Source organism: Psychrobacter sp. APC 3279 (assembly GCF_030407795.1).
Taxonomy (GTDB): domain Bacteria; phylum Pseudomonadota; class Gammaproteobacteria; order Pseudomonadales; family Moraxellaceae; genus Psychrobacter.
In genome coordinates, this window is the sequence record NZ_JASDCR010000025.1 from 1 (window position 1) to 14,894 (window position 14,894).

Below are 14,894 nucleotides of genomic sequence, written 5' to 3' on the forward strand. Positions count from 1 at the left end.
TGACTAAGCTGATAGCTTCAAGTTTGAATTCTCGGGTGTATTCTCTGCGTTTGGTAGTCATACTAGTTTTCCTCTTTGAGTTAGTATAACCCCTTATAGACTGTCCAATTTTATTATGCCACTACAATTCAGCCCATATAGGTCCCAAAAAACTTTAGAGCAAGTAAGTTACGCAACTCTAGGAGATGCTAGAAGTACGAATTATTCAGTCACAATAGCTCTTGATATTAAACAATCATGATTTACCGATGTCTAAATCACTAATACAATTAAATCAGCCGAATAAGACATAGCAATGAGAGAAAGATTGTCTAGATAGAAGACTATCTGACTTGCTGAACAATTTTATTACTACTGATAGGAGCTAGTATGGAAGATTCTAAATTTGAAGCATCGATTACCGATGATCGTCCTATCCTCGTTAGCAAACAAGAAATAGAAAAGCGCCGCCGCATTAACTTTGATACTTTGGGCAGCTTCGCAGTCGATAATATTCCTATTAACCCAGATACTCAGCACATCTTTCAAGACTTTGAGGAAGGTAAAATTGCAACTAGCAAGGAAGTAAAAGCTTTGCTACATGCTCACTATACTAAGATAGCGCTCGAAGATAATTAGCTCTTATAGTTTGAGCCCGACGTTGCTAAGCTATTATAGTATTGCTTTTCACAGCCAGTATCGAAAGATGAAACATAATTAATTGTGCTATTCAATCATATTTATCAAATCATTTCACCTATGTAAGATTACTAGTCCAGTATCACTAACTCTCGTCCAGCCATCTCCGAAATAAAGAATAACTATTCTGCCCACAAACATAATAATGCTATAGCTAGTCAGCTTATTCGCTTAGTGAATAGATAAGCATTAAGACCTAATATCACCGTGGTGAATTACATCCTTGGGTCTGCTTCTATCTACACTCGCGTGCTTTAATATTACCATCATTATATCCGTGTTCATATGATTCGATATCTTGCAACTGACAATACTATGTGCAAAGACGTTAATGATAAACATGAATAGCAGAAAACTACTTTTACTTCTACCTATCTGACATAGATAAAATCTACTGGATTAGAGGATGGTACGATTGATCAAAAGTAACCATTAATAGATAGACGTAGCGAAGCGCATCATGTCCGCGTTTATAGCTTAGATAGGATGATATTAGAAAGAATGCTTCTGAAGATGTGAAAGATACCTGAAAAACTTAATTGTTATGATACCTAATTGATAGAACGACCATTATCTTTTGGATAGGTAAAAGTGATTTGTTCTGATAGGTTGTAATAATCACCGAAGTGATAGTTTTAATTTAGATGCCTACAAATAATATAGCGATGTACACTATTAGAATAAGAGGTTTCTAGCATGTCAACCTATAAGGAGATGTGTGAATTTCATGTAAAGCACTGGCGAAAAAGCCATGAGCGAACTCAATTCTGGCAGGTTTATCATTTTGAGCTGGAAAATACTCGGGTTCTCCATCACTACGAACCAATATAACTTGCTGATCAACGAATAAAGTATTAAATAAATGTATGAGCCAATCGGTAGCTAGTCGTTCGCTATCAATTATCAATTCTGCTGTGTGAGTATTATCAAATTGAGTAATAGACAACTCTTGCCACTGACTTCTGCATTCATTTAAATACTTATCTTTATCAAGATGCAGTTTGTTATTGGCTGAATTTTCAGTATGACTCCCTAACTGAGTAAGCTGTTGCAGCAAAGAACTTGCTTCAGCAGGAGGAAGTAAGTCAGAAAAATTAATTTTGTTATCGGATAGATTCATAGAGAAGACATTGACTTAATAAATACTAAAGACAAAAAACTTTAGGTAAAAAGGTAAGTAGTAAAAGAGCTTAAACAAATTTACTATCAAAAAATCTTAACATACTAGCGCTAGCAGAATATGGCACTTTCCGTTAGTATGGCAGGCAATATTATACACCGTTTTTATGAATGAGGCCGCGCATGTCAAGCACTCCAGAAACTAAACCGTCAACACCTCACGCTGACAATAAAAAAGCGCCTGTATCTACTGGCATGCCTGAGCATATTTCTTTAGATAAGTGGGCAGACACTGGTTATGAATGGTCAGGAGAGGTAAAACCAAGCTCGTTTGATCGTCTTGCTACTACTCTGAGCACTGAACATGAGCAGTCAGATATACAGCTCAACGCTAACTTGTATCGTCGTAACAACGTCTTGCATTTAGCATTTACTTTGACAGGTGATGTTTGGCTAACTTGTCAGCGCTGTTTACAACCAATCGCTATAGACTTGTCTGATGATTATGACATCGCGCTACTCGAAAACGATAGCCAGGTTCGCCTAGTCAAAGATGAACAAGATTATTTATTACTGGATGAAATCGTCACCGAGCAATCTCCAGAGCGTCTTCTACCATTTAAGAAATTGGTAGAAGACGAGATCTTGCTCAAAACACCAATGGCACCAAAGCACGACGATTGTGAGATGTCTGTTGAGCAGTTTGGTGAAATACCAGAAGAAGAGGAAGGTGAAAATCCTTTTGCTGCTTTAGCTTCGCTAAAAGGCAAACTATAAGCGCCAAAACTATCTACTCGATGCATTTAAAAAACCTTTTATCAGCTTTGTACAGAAGAGTGCGAGGCAGGGCTTTATTAATTTAATAAACATGCGTATAATGTCCGGTTTATTGCATTCGAGCAACCTGTTGCTTGCTGATAGAAACTGACTGGGTAAATTTTTTATAAAATTCAGCCTTGGTCAGTGCTTTATGTGAGTGGCAATCTATTTAACTAATGATGCTTAAGACTTAGGTTGTTGTGATTATATAGCCTCTGTCAGTATCGACTTAAGCTGAATTTCAAGCTTATCCCTTTTAAGTATAGGAGCTATATCATGGCTGTTCAAAAAAGTCGTAAAAGCCGTTCTCGTCGTGACATGCGCCGTTCACATCACCGTATGGAAATTGCTGAACTAAGCGTAGATGCTACTACTGGTGAAAAACATCGTCGTCATCACATGACTAAAGATGGTTTCTACCGTGGTCGTCAACTGTTCAAAGTCAGCCAAGACGCCTAAGACATTGGCTCTATGATAGCTTAGGCGAAGATGATAATAGTACTGGTGACTATTATTGTTTTTGCCTAGTTATTATTAGTCAATAAGCTTTGAGCTAAAAAAAGCCAAGTTATTTCGCTATCATATATTATGTGGCTGGATAACTTGGCTTTTTGTTATTTATAACTAGACTTATTGCTTAATTCGCTTGTTATTTTTAGTAGATTTAAAAATGTGCTGATATAATCTGCTCGTTTAATTTGGGCAGCGTTACTCTTGCTGTTTGGTTTGCGTCCGCTATGATAATCGTGTCTGTCAGTGTATAGTTTACTGACAATCCGTTTTCTTGCATAAATATTTGAAGTAGCGGATTTGTATAACATCTAATAATATAATACACCCCATTGTTTTTAGGGATATTTCTAATCAGATAAGGAATATTGGTTATGGCTTCTGTACCCGATATGGTAAAAAAGCAACCCGCTCGTATCGCGGTTATTTTTCCTGGACAAGGATCTCAAGCAGTCGCAATGACGAGTGAGCTTGCCGAAATCTATCCAGAGATACGTGATACATTTACCGAAGCGAGTGATGCGCTTGGCGAGGATTTGTGGGCAATCTGTCAGGACGAAGAAAAACTCAATCAAACCCAATATACTCAGCCTGCGCTTTTGACAGCTAGTATTGCTATTTGGCGTGTCCTACAACAAAAAATAGAAGAGACGCCTTGTTATTTAGCTGGTCACTCTCTGGGCGAGTACAGTGCCCTGTGTGCTGCCAATGTGATATCGCTGGGTGATGCAGTCACTTTAGTACATAAGCGCGGTCAGTTGATGCAAGAGGCCGTTGTAGGTGTTGATACTGCTATGGCTGCAGTATTAGGACTAGAAGATAACCGAGTCGAAAACCTGTGTGAGCAAGCAACCGAACACGTCGAAGATGCGGTAGTCGGTGCAGCCAATTTCAATAGTCCAGGACAAGTGGTTATCTCGGGTAACGCTGCTGGTGTTAATGCTGTTATTGATAAAGTCAAAAACACGGGCAAAAAATCTGTTCCTCTAAAAGTGAGTGTGCCATCTCATTGCGCACTTATGGAACCTGCCAGCAATGCATTGGCTGAGATACTAGCGGGTATCAAGTTTGATCAGGCAACCATTCCTGTTATACAAAATCGCTATGCACGCGTTGAAACCAGTGCGGTCGGTATTAAGCAAGCATTGACTGAACAGCTGAGCGAGCCAGTACTGTGGTCAAAAACCATGCAAGAGTTAGCTGACAAGCAAATCAATATCTTAATCGAATGTGGCAGTGGTAATGTACTGAGCAATTTGGCGAAGCGTCAGGCGCAGCCAATCGCCAGCTATCCTACTGACAAGCCTGCCCGTCTAGAAAAATTATTGGAGGTGTTATCATGAGCCGTACGATTACATTAGTGACTGGCGCTAGCCGAGGTATCGGCAAGGCAGTGGCCAAGCGTTTTGCTAAAGAAGGACATTTTGTCATTGGAACTGCGACCACTGAAAAAGGCGCTGAGCTTATCGATGACTACCTTCATGATACTGGTGGTATTGGTCGTGTTTTAGACGTACGTGATACTGCTCAAATTGACAAACTGTTTGAAGAGATTGAAAGCGTCTATGGTGCGGTACAAGTATTGGTTAACAATGCAGGTATCACCCAAGATGGTTTATTGATGCGCATGAAAGATGAAGATTGGGAAAATGTTATCGATACCAATCTGACATCAGTATATCGTATGAGTAAACGTGCCGTACGCGGTATGATGAAAGCACGCCGCGGCCGTATTATTAATATTACCTCTGTCGTCGCTCAAATGGGCAATGCAGGCCAATCTAACTATGCGGCGACCAAAGCTGGCGTAGAAGGGTTTAGCCGTACGCTTGCACGTGAGATTGGTTCACGCCAAGTGACCATCAACTGCGTGGCACCAGGTTTGATCGAAACGGATATGACAGATGAGCTTGATGAGCGCCTATTGAACTCTATGTTAGATGCTGTACCTATCAGTCGTCTTGGTCAGCCAGAGGACATCGCTGCAGCTGTACATTTCCTAGCTAGCGATGAGGCCAGTTATATCACAGGTGCTGTCATTCCTGTCAATGGTGGGATGTATATGTAGTCAATATACGAGCGTTACATAGTTATAATAAAAAACTGTGTGAACGAGTGTAAACTATAATAAAGGGTGCTATAATGACGGATACTTTTGAGTCAAAGCCCTGTATGATAACAGGGCTTTATTAGACATCAGACAGACTGTATAACATGTCATAGAGTACTCAGACAGCATTGCTGGTCTGGCAAACGCATTTTATATACCATGCTATAGCGTTAAATAAGGCGATATAGCAGTTTATTAAAAATAATAGATGATAACGGAGTGATCTACATGAGTAATGATATCGAGCTAAGAGTAAAAGCAGCAGTAGCTGAGCAACTAGGTATGAATGTTGAAGACATCAACAACGATGCTTCATTCATGGAAGACCTAGGTGCAGATTCTTTAGACCTAGTTGAATTGGTTATGTCATTTGAAAGTGATTTTGGTATCACTATTCCTGATGAAGATTCTGCAGAATTGACTACTGTTCAAAAAGCAATCGATTACGTACAAGCCCAACTATAATCTGCTACTTATTTAGCAGATTTATAATGCCGCTTATCTGATTAGATAGGCGGTTTTTTTATGGGCGCGTGATTACTATCTTTAAACGCAGCAATCGAATTTAACATTGACTACGTCAATTCAACATTATTCAACATACTATTACTATCTACATCGACTCCTTTTATCTATACTCATAATAGTAAGTCGTAGAAAAAGATGCCAGTTAGATTTTCAGTATATTGTCTGACTATGTGTTTTATTAAAAGAATGATAAATAATAATATTTCAAGGAGTAGATATATGGGTATGTTTAGCTTTGCAAAAGATATCGGTGATAAGATTTTTAACCGTGATGACGAAAAGCATGATGCTAAGACAGAAACGAAAGCAGATGCTAATACACCAGTACAAAGCAGTGAGCCGAGTGCACAATCAGTGGCTAATATTTTGTTGCGCCGTATTCAGCAGCAGAACCTCAATATCAGTAACCTAAAAATCAAATATAATGGTTCTACAGATACTGCAGAAATCAGTGGTAATGCTAAAACTCAAGCTGATCGTGAAAAAGCAATTATCGCTATCGGTAACGTGCAAAACGTTGCCAAAGTTATTGATAACATTGATATCGAAGAAGATGCACCTGAATCTACGATGTATACGGTAAAGTCTGGTGACAGTTTGTCTAAAATTGCTAAAGAAGTTTATGGTTCATCTGGCGATTATATGAAGATATTCGAAGCGAACAAGCCAATGTTATCTGATCCAGATAAAATCTATCCAGGTCAAGTATTACGCATTCCTAAGCCATAGCTCTAGAAGAAGCGTATAGAAAAATAGTATTTTAAATATGAAATTCTAATAAAAAAAGCCTCTTATTATTAAGAGGCTTTTTTTATTTTTTACACTTCAAATAAACACTTTATCTCAGGGATATTTGATAGTTATAAAGTGATTGGTTGATTGGTTGATTGGTTGATTGGTTGATTGGTTGATTGGTTGAGTCTAGCTTATTGTGCTGCTCAGCTAGAGCCCATTCGATATGCTCATCTAGCATGTCATTATGTAAGGTCAATTTAGATTTTAATTGTTCGACTACTTCTAAGTTGGCATTAGCGTTGCCAAGTCCGATAGCGATATTACGTAAAAAATTCACATAGCCGGTACGTCTAAGCGGGCTACCTTGAGTGTTATTCATAAAGTCGGCTTCTTGCCACTGCCATAGTTCAAGCAAGCTACTATTATCTAATCCATGCCTTGGTGCGAAGTCATCAACAGTAGTTAGATTGGCATAACGATTCCATGGACAGATTAACTGGCAATCATCACAGCCAAAAACCCGATTGCCTATAGCGCGTCTATATTTGGTATCGATGACGCCATCATGCTCGATAGTCAAATAAGAGATACAAGCAGAAGCGTTGAGCTCATGGGGCGCTACAATTGCTTGAGTAGGGCATATGTCAATACAAGCGCTACAACTACCGCAATGCTCCTTGACTGGTTTGTCATCGGGTAGCTCAAGGCTCAAAAATAGCTCACCGAGTACAAAAAATGAGCCAGCTTGCTTATTTATAAGTAGTGTATGTTTACCTGTCCAACCGAGACCTGCTGCATCTGCAATCGGCCGCTCAAAGATGGGCGCCGAATCGCTAAAAGGTCTAAACACAAATTCTTTCTCTGAACCGATATCCAAATGTTGCCATTCAGGAAGCATTGTTTCTATCTTCAAAGCCAATTGCTTTAAACGGCTACGCATTATCTTATGGTAGTCGCGCCCTCTTGCATAACGCGCGATGATGCCTTTATTAGGATGATCGTTATCAGTGACAGCACGCGGCGTCGGTGATTGAGTTAGATAATCCATACGTACGCTGATGATGGTCTTTGCGCCTTCGACTAGCTGATCAGGATGAGCGCGCAGATCATGATTATTATGCATAAACTGCAGTTGACCCTCATAACCTTTATCTAGCCACTTTTTTAGCTGTTCAATCTGCTGAGTAAACAAAGGATGATGCACAGATAAAAAACCACAATCAGCAAATCCTAGTGCCTGTGCTTGTGCTTTGATCCATTGCTTAACATCAGCTGTGGTTGCAAATACAGTTGGGTTCGTAATGGTAATTCTGTTTTTATCAGTAGGCATAGAGAGTAGGTACTTATTAGATGGTTTTCTCATTTGTTTTAATCAGATTATTCATATCTGACAATCAGAGATAATGTAAATACGGCTATGATAAGCCAGTGAGCAATGAGTGCAAGTATAAAAGAAAATAAACTCACATTCATATTGATACATAAGTCGAGGTAAGCTTTTGCTAAGCTGATATGAGAGATGAGCAACCAAATTTAGATAAAATAAAAAATGAGTAGAAACACCAAGGATAAGTTATGAGAAATAATATCAATCTATCACCTATAAAAAATACAAAACCTATTGCGCTATATAATAGTGAGCAGGTTTATGCGATGGAACAGGCTTGGTTTGCAGAGGGGTACGACAGTTTTGGTTTGATGAAACAAGCCGCTTGGCAAATGACACAGCAAATAGAGCAGATTTATGAGCAAAGAAACGTCAGTGCTAGCCATTCTGCCAATACTAACGTTTATCACCGTAGTGCTCATCCACGTCGAGCAAGTATCTGGGTAGGGAAAGGTAACAATGGTGGTGATGGCTGGCTTATCGCTCATTATTTACAGCAAGCTGGCTGGCAGGTAGAAGTAATAACAGTTGGCTTTAGTGAAAATGATTTTGTTATCGATGATCAATCAGTAACTTCTAAAACTCTTAGCGATAAAGGTAGCGACAGTGAAAATATAGCGGACGCGACAAAGGCATTACAGATAGCTTTAGCTAGCAGTTGTCACTATCAACGATTTGAAGATATTATTGATGACGATGATGTAAATAAAAGAAACTTGCTAGCTGATGTTTATATCGATGCATTATTTGGTATTGGCTTAGATCGCGCACCAGAAGGCGTTTATGAATTAGCTATCAATACCTTCAATAGTCTTACTCAGAAAAATAACGCACTGGCAATAGCAGTTGATATTCCGAGTGGGTTAGTGGCCTCTACTGGTGAAGTGTTCGAGCGCATAGCAATACAAGCTGACGTGACTCTATGTTTGATTGCGCGTAAGTTTGGTCTGCATACCAAAGATGGTACAGACTATAGCGGAGACATAGTCGATATACCGTTGATACCTCATCAAGAGGTGTGTCAGCAAACAGCTAGCCATCATATGATAGCTCAGAAAAATGCCAGTCAAGCATTTGAGCCAGTTGCTACGCTGCTGACGGCTGCACATAGTATGAAGCCGCGTCGCCAAAACAGCTATAAAGGTAGCTATGGTCATGTGCTAGTCGTTGGCGGAAATCGTGTTGATGGCTCTCAAGGTATGGGCGGTGCTGCCATACTGTCTGCGGCCAGTACGATGGCGACAGGTGCCGGTAAAATAACAGTTGCCTGTCATGAGGCTTTTCATGGGTCACTATTGACCTCATTGCCAGATGCGATGACTATTAGTTTACATGACGCAAGTGGCGTAAAAGGTCTGATTAAGCAGGCCAGTGTCATTGCTATTGGGATGGGGCTTGGCCGTGATAAAAAAGCCAAAGCATTATTTATTGATTATGTACAGGCTGCTATAGAGAATAAAAAATCAATTGTGATCGATGCTGATGGTCTTTATCACTTGGCATCGCTGCACATGGATAATCATGAGCTAATAACAGAGCTACGAGAATACAGTACTAATCATAGGGTTTGCTTGACGCCACATAGTGGGGAAGCAGCTAGACTACTTGATCAAAAGATAAGTAAGATTGAGTCAAATAGACTACAAGCTATAAAACAGTGTGCTGCAACATATGGTGGTAACTGGGTATTAAAAGGGGCAGGATCGCTAGTGCTAGAACAAGAAGAGAGAAAAGAGCAAGTATACGTCTGTGATGTAGGGAATGCTGGCATGGCAACCGCTGGCATGGGTGATGTGTTATCTGGAGTGACCGCTGGACTATTGGCACAGCAAGATTTATCAGTAGAGGCGCGTAGCTTGCATCAAGCGGTTCTTATACATGGGTTTGCAGGAGATGTATTAGTCAATCAAGCGAATAGCAACACCAATACATTGCTAGTAGGGCAACGAGGGCTACAAGCTCAAGATATGCCAGCAGCCATTCGTCACGTAATGCAGCTTATGATAATTTGATATTTGCTTTCAGTAGGTCTGACTAGGTAGAAGGGTTGGAGCAATACTGAGTAATCGCTTGCTGAACGCGCTCGCGCTTAAGCTCAATCTCACGACCATCTAGATACTGACGTTTACCGTTAGCATCCATCTCATAGATACGGCCGCCTACATTTAGGTTGGTCAAGTTATTACGTAATGATTGGCAGCGCTGAGCATTAGCCTGAGCTTCTTGTTCTTTAATACGTGCTTCAAGTGCTGCTACTCGTTGTTCTTCTGCCGTTTGAGAATTGCTGCTTTGGTTAGGATCTGTTTTCCCTGCCATTTGTCCTGCGTTGTTCTGTCTACCGTCACTACGAAACTCAATCAGTTCAATATTTTTACCGACTTGGGGCGCATGTTGGCTATATTTTACTTCACCATGTGCACCAATAGATTTATAAACTTGAATGGCCTGACTGGCATTCATGGACAGCATTAGCATACACGCGGTACTCATCAACAGTTTGGCAGCGGTATATATCTTAGACGCATATGCCATAGTAGCAATCCTCTTATTTAATAAAAATCAAATGTATATGGGTGTAAATATAACACTTGAACATTTTATTGGTAGTAATAATGTATCGACTATCGATTCTAGCAAATAATACTTATCAATGTGTATTATTTAATAACTATTAGTTTGGGATAGGCTTTAGAAGTTTTTCTTGACAATAACTCGTAAACCATCGAATATAATAGCAGTTGATTGGTCAGTGAGCGGCTTTTACGATGTTGCCGTGGCACTTGAGAAAGAGAACTACAAGTTACTTATCGGTAGCTTACGCAGTTTTATTTCCTTTGTGATAATGATATAGCAAGCATAGTGGCATAACGACCACTATTGATAGCGTTACATTGTCTCCGGACTTATCTGTCTACAATGACTAAGATAAACTTATTATTTGGAATGTGCTAAATGTGTTTTTAGCAGTTGTATCAAACGCGATATAGTATGCTGTTAAGAGATTTCCCCAAAGCCTATTGTAAGTTTTAAAAATCTTATAATTTAGCATTGGCTATGAAGTTTTTTTGCTTGTGTATATCGATGCATCTGTACAAATAAAGTCACAATAGGTACTTGCTAGTATCGAACTTCAATAATAAGCGCCTTCTTTTATAGATGCACTCGCATTTTGTCACTGTATATCGATAAACATCCATCACAAAGCTGACCTAAAATACACTGCTATGTTTGATTAGTATTGTCCTATGAGACAGTTTTAATTAAACCTACTAGGCAGATATTCTTGATATGGACAAGGATTAGCGATGATTCAGTAAGTGAAAATAACGACAGCAAGTAATTATTTTTACTCATAGAATCCCGCAAATTCTCGCCGCAAAAAAAGGTGATGACAGTGACGCAAACCACGCAAAGTCCGAACATGACGGGACATACCCAAACGGGTAATGCCGCCAAAAATTTTGAACAAAAGCAACAACGTCTTGCAGAAGGTAGCGCACAGCCTGTGATGCTATCGGGCGCTGAAATGCTGGTGCAAGCACTGACTGACGAAGGTGTCGAATACATCTTTGGTTATCCAGGTGGCGCGGTCTTACACATTTATGATGCGCTGTTTCAGCAAGAAGATATTGAGCACATCTTAGTACGTCACGAGCAAGCAGCTGGCCACATGGCCGATGCTTATTCGCGAGTGACTGGTAATACTGGCGTCGTGTTGGCCACATCAGGCCCTGGTGCGACCAATACCGTGACAGCTATTGCTACTGCCTTTATGGACTCTGTACCAATGGTTGTAATCGCAGGACAGGTGCCAAGCAGCCTAATCGGCGAAGATGCTTTCCAAGAAACAGATATGGTAGGCGTATCACGTCCTATCGTTAAGCATAGCTTCCAAGTACGCCATGCTAGCGAAATTCCAATGATTGTAAAAAAGGCATTTTATATTGCCCAGACTGGTCGCCCAGGCCCTGTTGTCATTGATGTGCCAAAAGACATGACTGCGCCTAGCGAAAAATTCGCTTACGAATATCCAGAAGAAGTTTTTATACGCTCGTATCAGCCATCACTCAAAGGCCATAGCGGTCAAATCAAAAAAGCTATTGAAACGCTGTTAGCAGCGCAGCGTCCTGTTGTATATGCAGGCGGCGGTGTGATTTGGAGCAATGCGCACGAAGAGTTAACAGATCTTGCACATCGTCTGAATTTACCAGTGACCAATACCTTGATGGGTCTTGGTACATTCCCTGGCTCTGATCGTCAGTTTTTAGGTATGCTTGGCATGCACGGTACTTACGAAGCCAATATGAGCATGCATCATGCTGATGTGATTTTGGCTGTCGGCGCGCGTTTCGATGATCGTGTGACTAACAACGTTAAAAAATTCTGCCCTAATGCAACCATCATTCATATCGATATCGATCCTGCGTCAATTTCAAAAACGATTCTTGCGCACATTCCTATCGTAGGCGATGTGAAGTCGGTCTTAACGGACATGCTAGAGATTGTTGGTCAAGACAAGCAGTTAGAGCAGCACGCACTGCTCGATTGGTGGTCACAAATTAATGAGTGGCGTAAGCGTCATGGTTTGCGCTATGACACCAGCACAGATAATGGGATTAAGCCACAAAGTGTCGTACAAGCTCTAGATAAAGTGACTAACAGTAACGCTATTATCACAAGTGACGTCGGTCAGCATCAGATGTTTGCGGCACTTTACTACACTTACAATGAGCCACGTCAATGGCTGAATTCAGGTGGTCTTGGTACCATGGGTGTTGGTCTGCCGTATGCAATGGCTGCCAAACTTGCCAATCCTGAGCGTGATGTGGTTTGTATCACGGGTGAAGGCTCTATTCAGATGAATATCCAAGAGCTATCAACCTGCTTGCAATATAACTTACCAGTTAAAATTCTGAACATTAACAATGCGCAGCTAGGTATGGTGAAGCAGTGGCAAGATATGCTGTATGAAGGTCGTCATGCCCAGTCTTATATGAATTCCTTACCAGACTTTGTCAAATTGGCTGAAAGCTATGGTCATGTCGGTATCAAAATTACTGACCCTGCGACTATGGAAGCACAATTGGCTGAAGCAATGGCTATGAAAGACAAACTGGTATTTATCGATGTTTACGTCGATCGTAATGAGCATGTATATCCAATGCAAATCGCTGGACAGGCCATGCGTGATATGTGGTTAACAAAAGGGGAGCGTACCTAATGCAACAACAACATCTGATTTCGGTATTGATGGAAAACGAAGCGGGTTCGTTGTCGCGGTTAGTCGGCTTGTTCTCACAACGTGGCTACAATATCGAAACTTTGAACGTCGCACCTACTGATGACCCAAGTATTTCACGTCTAACGGTTACGACCATTACGTCACCTGAAAGAATTGAGCAGATCACCAAACAATTGCATAAATTGATTGAAGTGGTTAAAGTGCTTAATCTGACAGAGAACGTACACGTTGAGCGTGAATTGATGCTCATTAAAGTCCGTGCAACAGGCGGTGTTCGTGAAGAGATCAAACGTAGCGCAGATATTTTCCGCGCACAAATCGTCGATGTAAATTCGAACTTATATACGATTCAAATCGTGGGTGACAAAGCCAAACTTGATGGTTTTATCGATGTGATTGGCCGTGAGCGCATTATGGAAGTGGTTCGCTCAGGTGTGATTGGTATTGCCCGCGGTGAAAAGACTCTAAGCATTTAATTATTTATCAAACCAGTTTAAACCAATATTTATTTATATAATCAACAAAGCGCTTATCTTAGTTATTATATTGACTACAGCATAAGCGTTTACTATCCATGGCAAGCCATGATTGAGAACAAGGACTCTATTTATGAACGTTTATTATGACAAAGATTGTGACCTATCTATTATCCAAGGTAAAAAAGTTGCCATTATCGGTTATGGTTCACAAGGCCATGCACACGCGCTTAACCTACAAGATTCAGACGTCGATGTAACTGTTGGTCTACGTGCAAACTCAAGCTCATGGAAAAAAGCTGAAAATGCTGGCCTAAAAGTCGCTGAAGTGGAAGAAGCGGTAAAAGCTGCTGACGTTATCATGATTTTGACGCCTGATGAGTTCCAAAAAGAGCTTTATAATGATGTGATCGAGCCAAACATCAAAGAAGGCGCTACACTAGCTTTTGCTCACGGTTTTGCAATCCATTACAACCAAGTGGTACCACGTGGCGATCTTGATGTCATCATGGTTGCACCAAAAGCACCAGGTCATACTGTACGTTCAGAGTTCGCTAAAGGCGGTGGTATCCCTGATCTTATCGCTATCTATCAAGACGCTTCTGGTCAAGCCAAACAGTTAGCATTATCGTATGCTGCTGGCGTTGGTGGTGGTCGTTCAGGCATCATTGAAACAACGTTCAAAGATGAGACTGAAACGGATCTATTCGGTGAGCAAGCCGTACTTTGTGGTGGTGCAGTAGAGCTAGTTAAAATGGGCTTTGAGACGCTAACAGAAGCGGGCTATGCACCAGAAATGGCTTATTTCGAATGCCTACATGAGCTAAAGCTTATTGTTGACTTGATGTATGAAGGCGGCATCGCTGACATGAACTACTCAATCAGTAACAACGCTGAATACGGCGAATATGTTACTGGCCCTGAGGTTATCAATGAGCAGTCACGTGAAGCCATGCGTAATGCACTAAAACGCATCCAGTCTGGTGAATACGCGAAGATGTTCATCTCTGAAGGCGCAACCAACTACCCATCAATGACTGCGCGTCGTCGTAACAACGCTGATCATCAAATCGAAATCACTGGTGCTAAGCTACGTGGCATGATGCCATGGATCGGTGGTAACAAAATCATCGATAAAGACAAAAACTAAATCTTATTCAGATAAAAGTTTTATTCAGATAAAAATCTGATTTAGATGCAGTAGCCCGTGTTATCACTTGATAGCATGGGTTTTTTTATGCAAAGTATTTGATAGATGCTTTTCGCTTTTATTTGAATCAGGGTTATCGG

Annotated in this window: 13 protein-coding genes and 1 pseudogene; 11 read left to right on the top strand and 3 right to left on the bottom strand. The window is 40.6% G+C overall.

Features of this window, described 5'->3' with window-relative positions; all coding sequences use genetic code 11:
- The first annotated feature begins 369 nt into the window (after positions 1 to 369).
- The gene (locus QL898_RS12585; RefSeq protein ID WP_057758803.1) at positions 370 to 618 is read left to right on the top strand and encodes an antitoxin VbhA family protein; all 249 of its coding nucleotides are present in this window, start codon (positions 370 to 372) and stop codon (positions 616 to 618) included.
- Between the two features lie 781 nt (positions 619 to 1,399).
- Here QL898_RS12585 and QL898_RS12590 read toward each other — a convergent pair.
- Positions 1,400 to 1,555 (bottom strand): annotated as a pseudogene (locus tag QL898_RS12590) (elongation factor P hydroxylase); the annotation flags it as partial.
- Between the two features lie 425 nt (positions 1,556 to 1,980).
- On the opposite strand from QL898_RS12590, the gene QL898_RS12595 reads away from it, so the two are divergent.
- From QL898_RS12595 to lysM, 6 genes are all read left to right on the top strand, one after another.
- On the top strand, positions 1,981 to 2,574 hold the full coding sequence (locus QL898_RS12595) for a YceD family protein (protein ID WP_290177054.1): 594 nt from the start codon (positions 1,981 to 1,983) through the stop codon (positions 2,572 to 2,574).
- A 318-nt stretch (positions 2,575 to 2,892) separates the two neighbouring features.
- Positions 2,893 to 3,075, top strand: coding sequence for a 50S ribosomal protein L32 (rpmF, locus tag QL898_RS12600; protein ID WP_057758809.1), 183 nt, complete (start codon positions 2,893 to 2,895; stop codon positions 3,073 to 3,075).
- Positions 3,076 to 3,500: 425 nt separating this feature from the next.
- Positions 3,501 to 4,469: an ACP S-malonyltransferase gene (gene fabD, locus QL898_RS12605; protein ID WP_191114795.1), complete on the top strand. Its 969-nt coding sequence runs from the start codon at positions 3,501 to 3,503 to the stop codon at positions 4,467 to 4,469.
- Entirely contained in the window at positions 4,466 to 5,194 is a 729-nt protein-coding gene (gene fabG / locus QL898_RS12610) for a 3-oxoacyl-ACP reductase FabG (protein WP_057758813.1), read from the top strand. Before fabD ends, fabG begins: the two co-directional genes overlap by 4 nt.
- Before the next feature lie 270 nt (positions 5,195 to 5,464).
- Entirely contained in the window at positions 5,465 to 5,701 is a 237-nt protein-coding gene (gene acpP / locus QL898_RS12615) for an acyl carrier protein (protein ID WP_057758815.1), read from the top strand.
- Between the two features lie 282 nt (positions 5,702 to 5,983).
- Positions 5,984 to 6,493, top strand: a complete 510-nt coding sequence (gene lysM / locus QL898_RS12620; RefSeq protein WP_057758817.1) for a peptidoglycan-binding protein LysM — start codon at positions 5,984 to 5,986, stop codon at positions 6,491 to 6,493.
- A 109-nt stretch (positions 6,494 to 6,602) separates the two neighbouring features.
- On the opposite strand, the gene queG is transcribed toward lysM, so the two are convergent.
- Positions 6,603 to 7,829 (bottom strand): tRNA epoxyqueuosine(34) reductase QueG, encoded by a 1,227-nt coding sequence (queG, locus tag QL898_RS12625; RefSeq protein ID WP_290177083.1) that lies wholly within the window; start codon positions 7,827 to 7,829, stop codon positions 6,603 to 6,605.
- 245 nt (positions 7,830 to 8,074) lie between these two features.
- Here queG and QL898_RS12630 point away from each other — a divergent pair, with 245 nt between their 5' ends.
- Positions 8,075 to 9,898: an NAD(P)H-hydrate dehydratase gene (locus QL898_RS12630; RefSeq protein ID WP_290177055.1), complete on the top strand. Its 1,824-nt coding sequence runs from the start codon at positions 8,075 to 8,077 to the stop codon at positions 9,896 to 9,898.
- Positions 9,899 to 9,920: 22 nt separating this feature from the next.
- Here QL898_RS12630 and QL898_RS12635 read toward each other — a convergent pair whose 3' ends face one another.
- A complete protein-coding gene (locus QL898_RS12635) occupies positions 9,921 to 10,418 on the bottom strand; it encodes a DUF4124 domain-containing protein (protein ID WP_290177056.1) in 498 nt (165 codons plus the stop codon).
- Positions 10,419 to 11,394: 976 nt separating this feature from the next.
- Between QL898_RS12635 and QL898_RS12640 the strand changes: the two genes are divergently transcribed.
- The 3 genes from QL898_RS12640 to ilvC all read left to right on the top strand — a co-directional run bounded on the left by QL898_RS12640 (position 11,395) and on the right by ilvC (position 14,754).
- Complete coding sequence (locus QL898_RS12640) at positions 11,395 to 13,107, top strand: acetolactate synthase 3 large subunit (protein ID WP_290177084.1); 1,713 nt, start codon at positions 11,395 to 11,397, stop codon at positions 13,105 to 13,107.
- Positions 13,107 to 13,604: an acetolactate synthase small subunit gene (gene ilvN / locus QL898_RS12645; protein WP_057758828.1), complete on the top strand. Its 498-nt coding sequence runs from the start codon at positions 13,107 to 13,109 to the stop codon at positions 13,602 to 13,604. Before QL898_RS12640 ends, ilvN begins: the two co-directional genes overlap by 1 nt.
- Before the next feature lie 133 nt (positions 13,605 to 13,737).
- Positions 13,738 to 14,754, top strand: a complete 1,017-nt coding sequence (gene ilvC, locus QL898_RS12650) for a ketol-acid reductoisomerase (protein ID WP_101204856.1) — start codon at positions 13,738 to 13,740, stop codon at positions 14,752 to 14,754.
- Positions 14,755 to 14,894 lie beyond the last annotated feature (140 nt).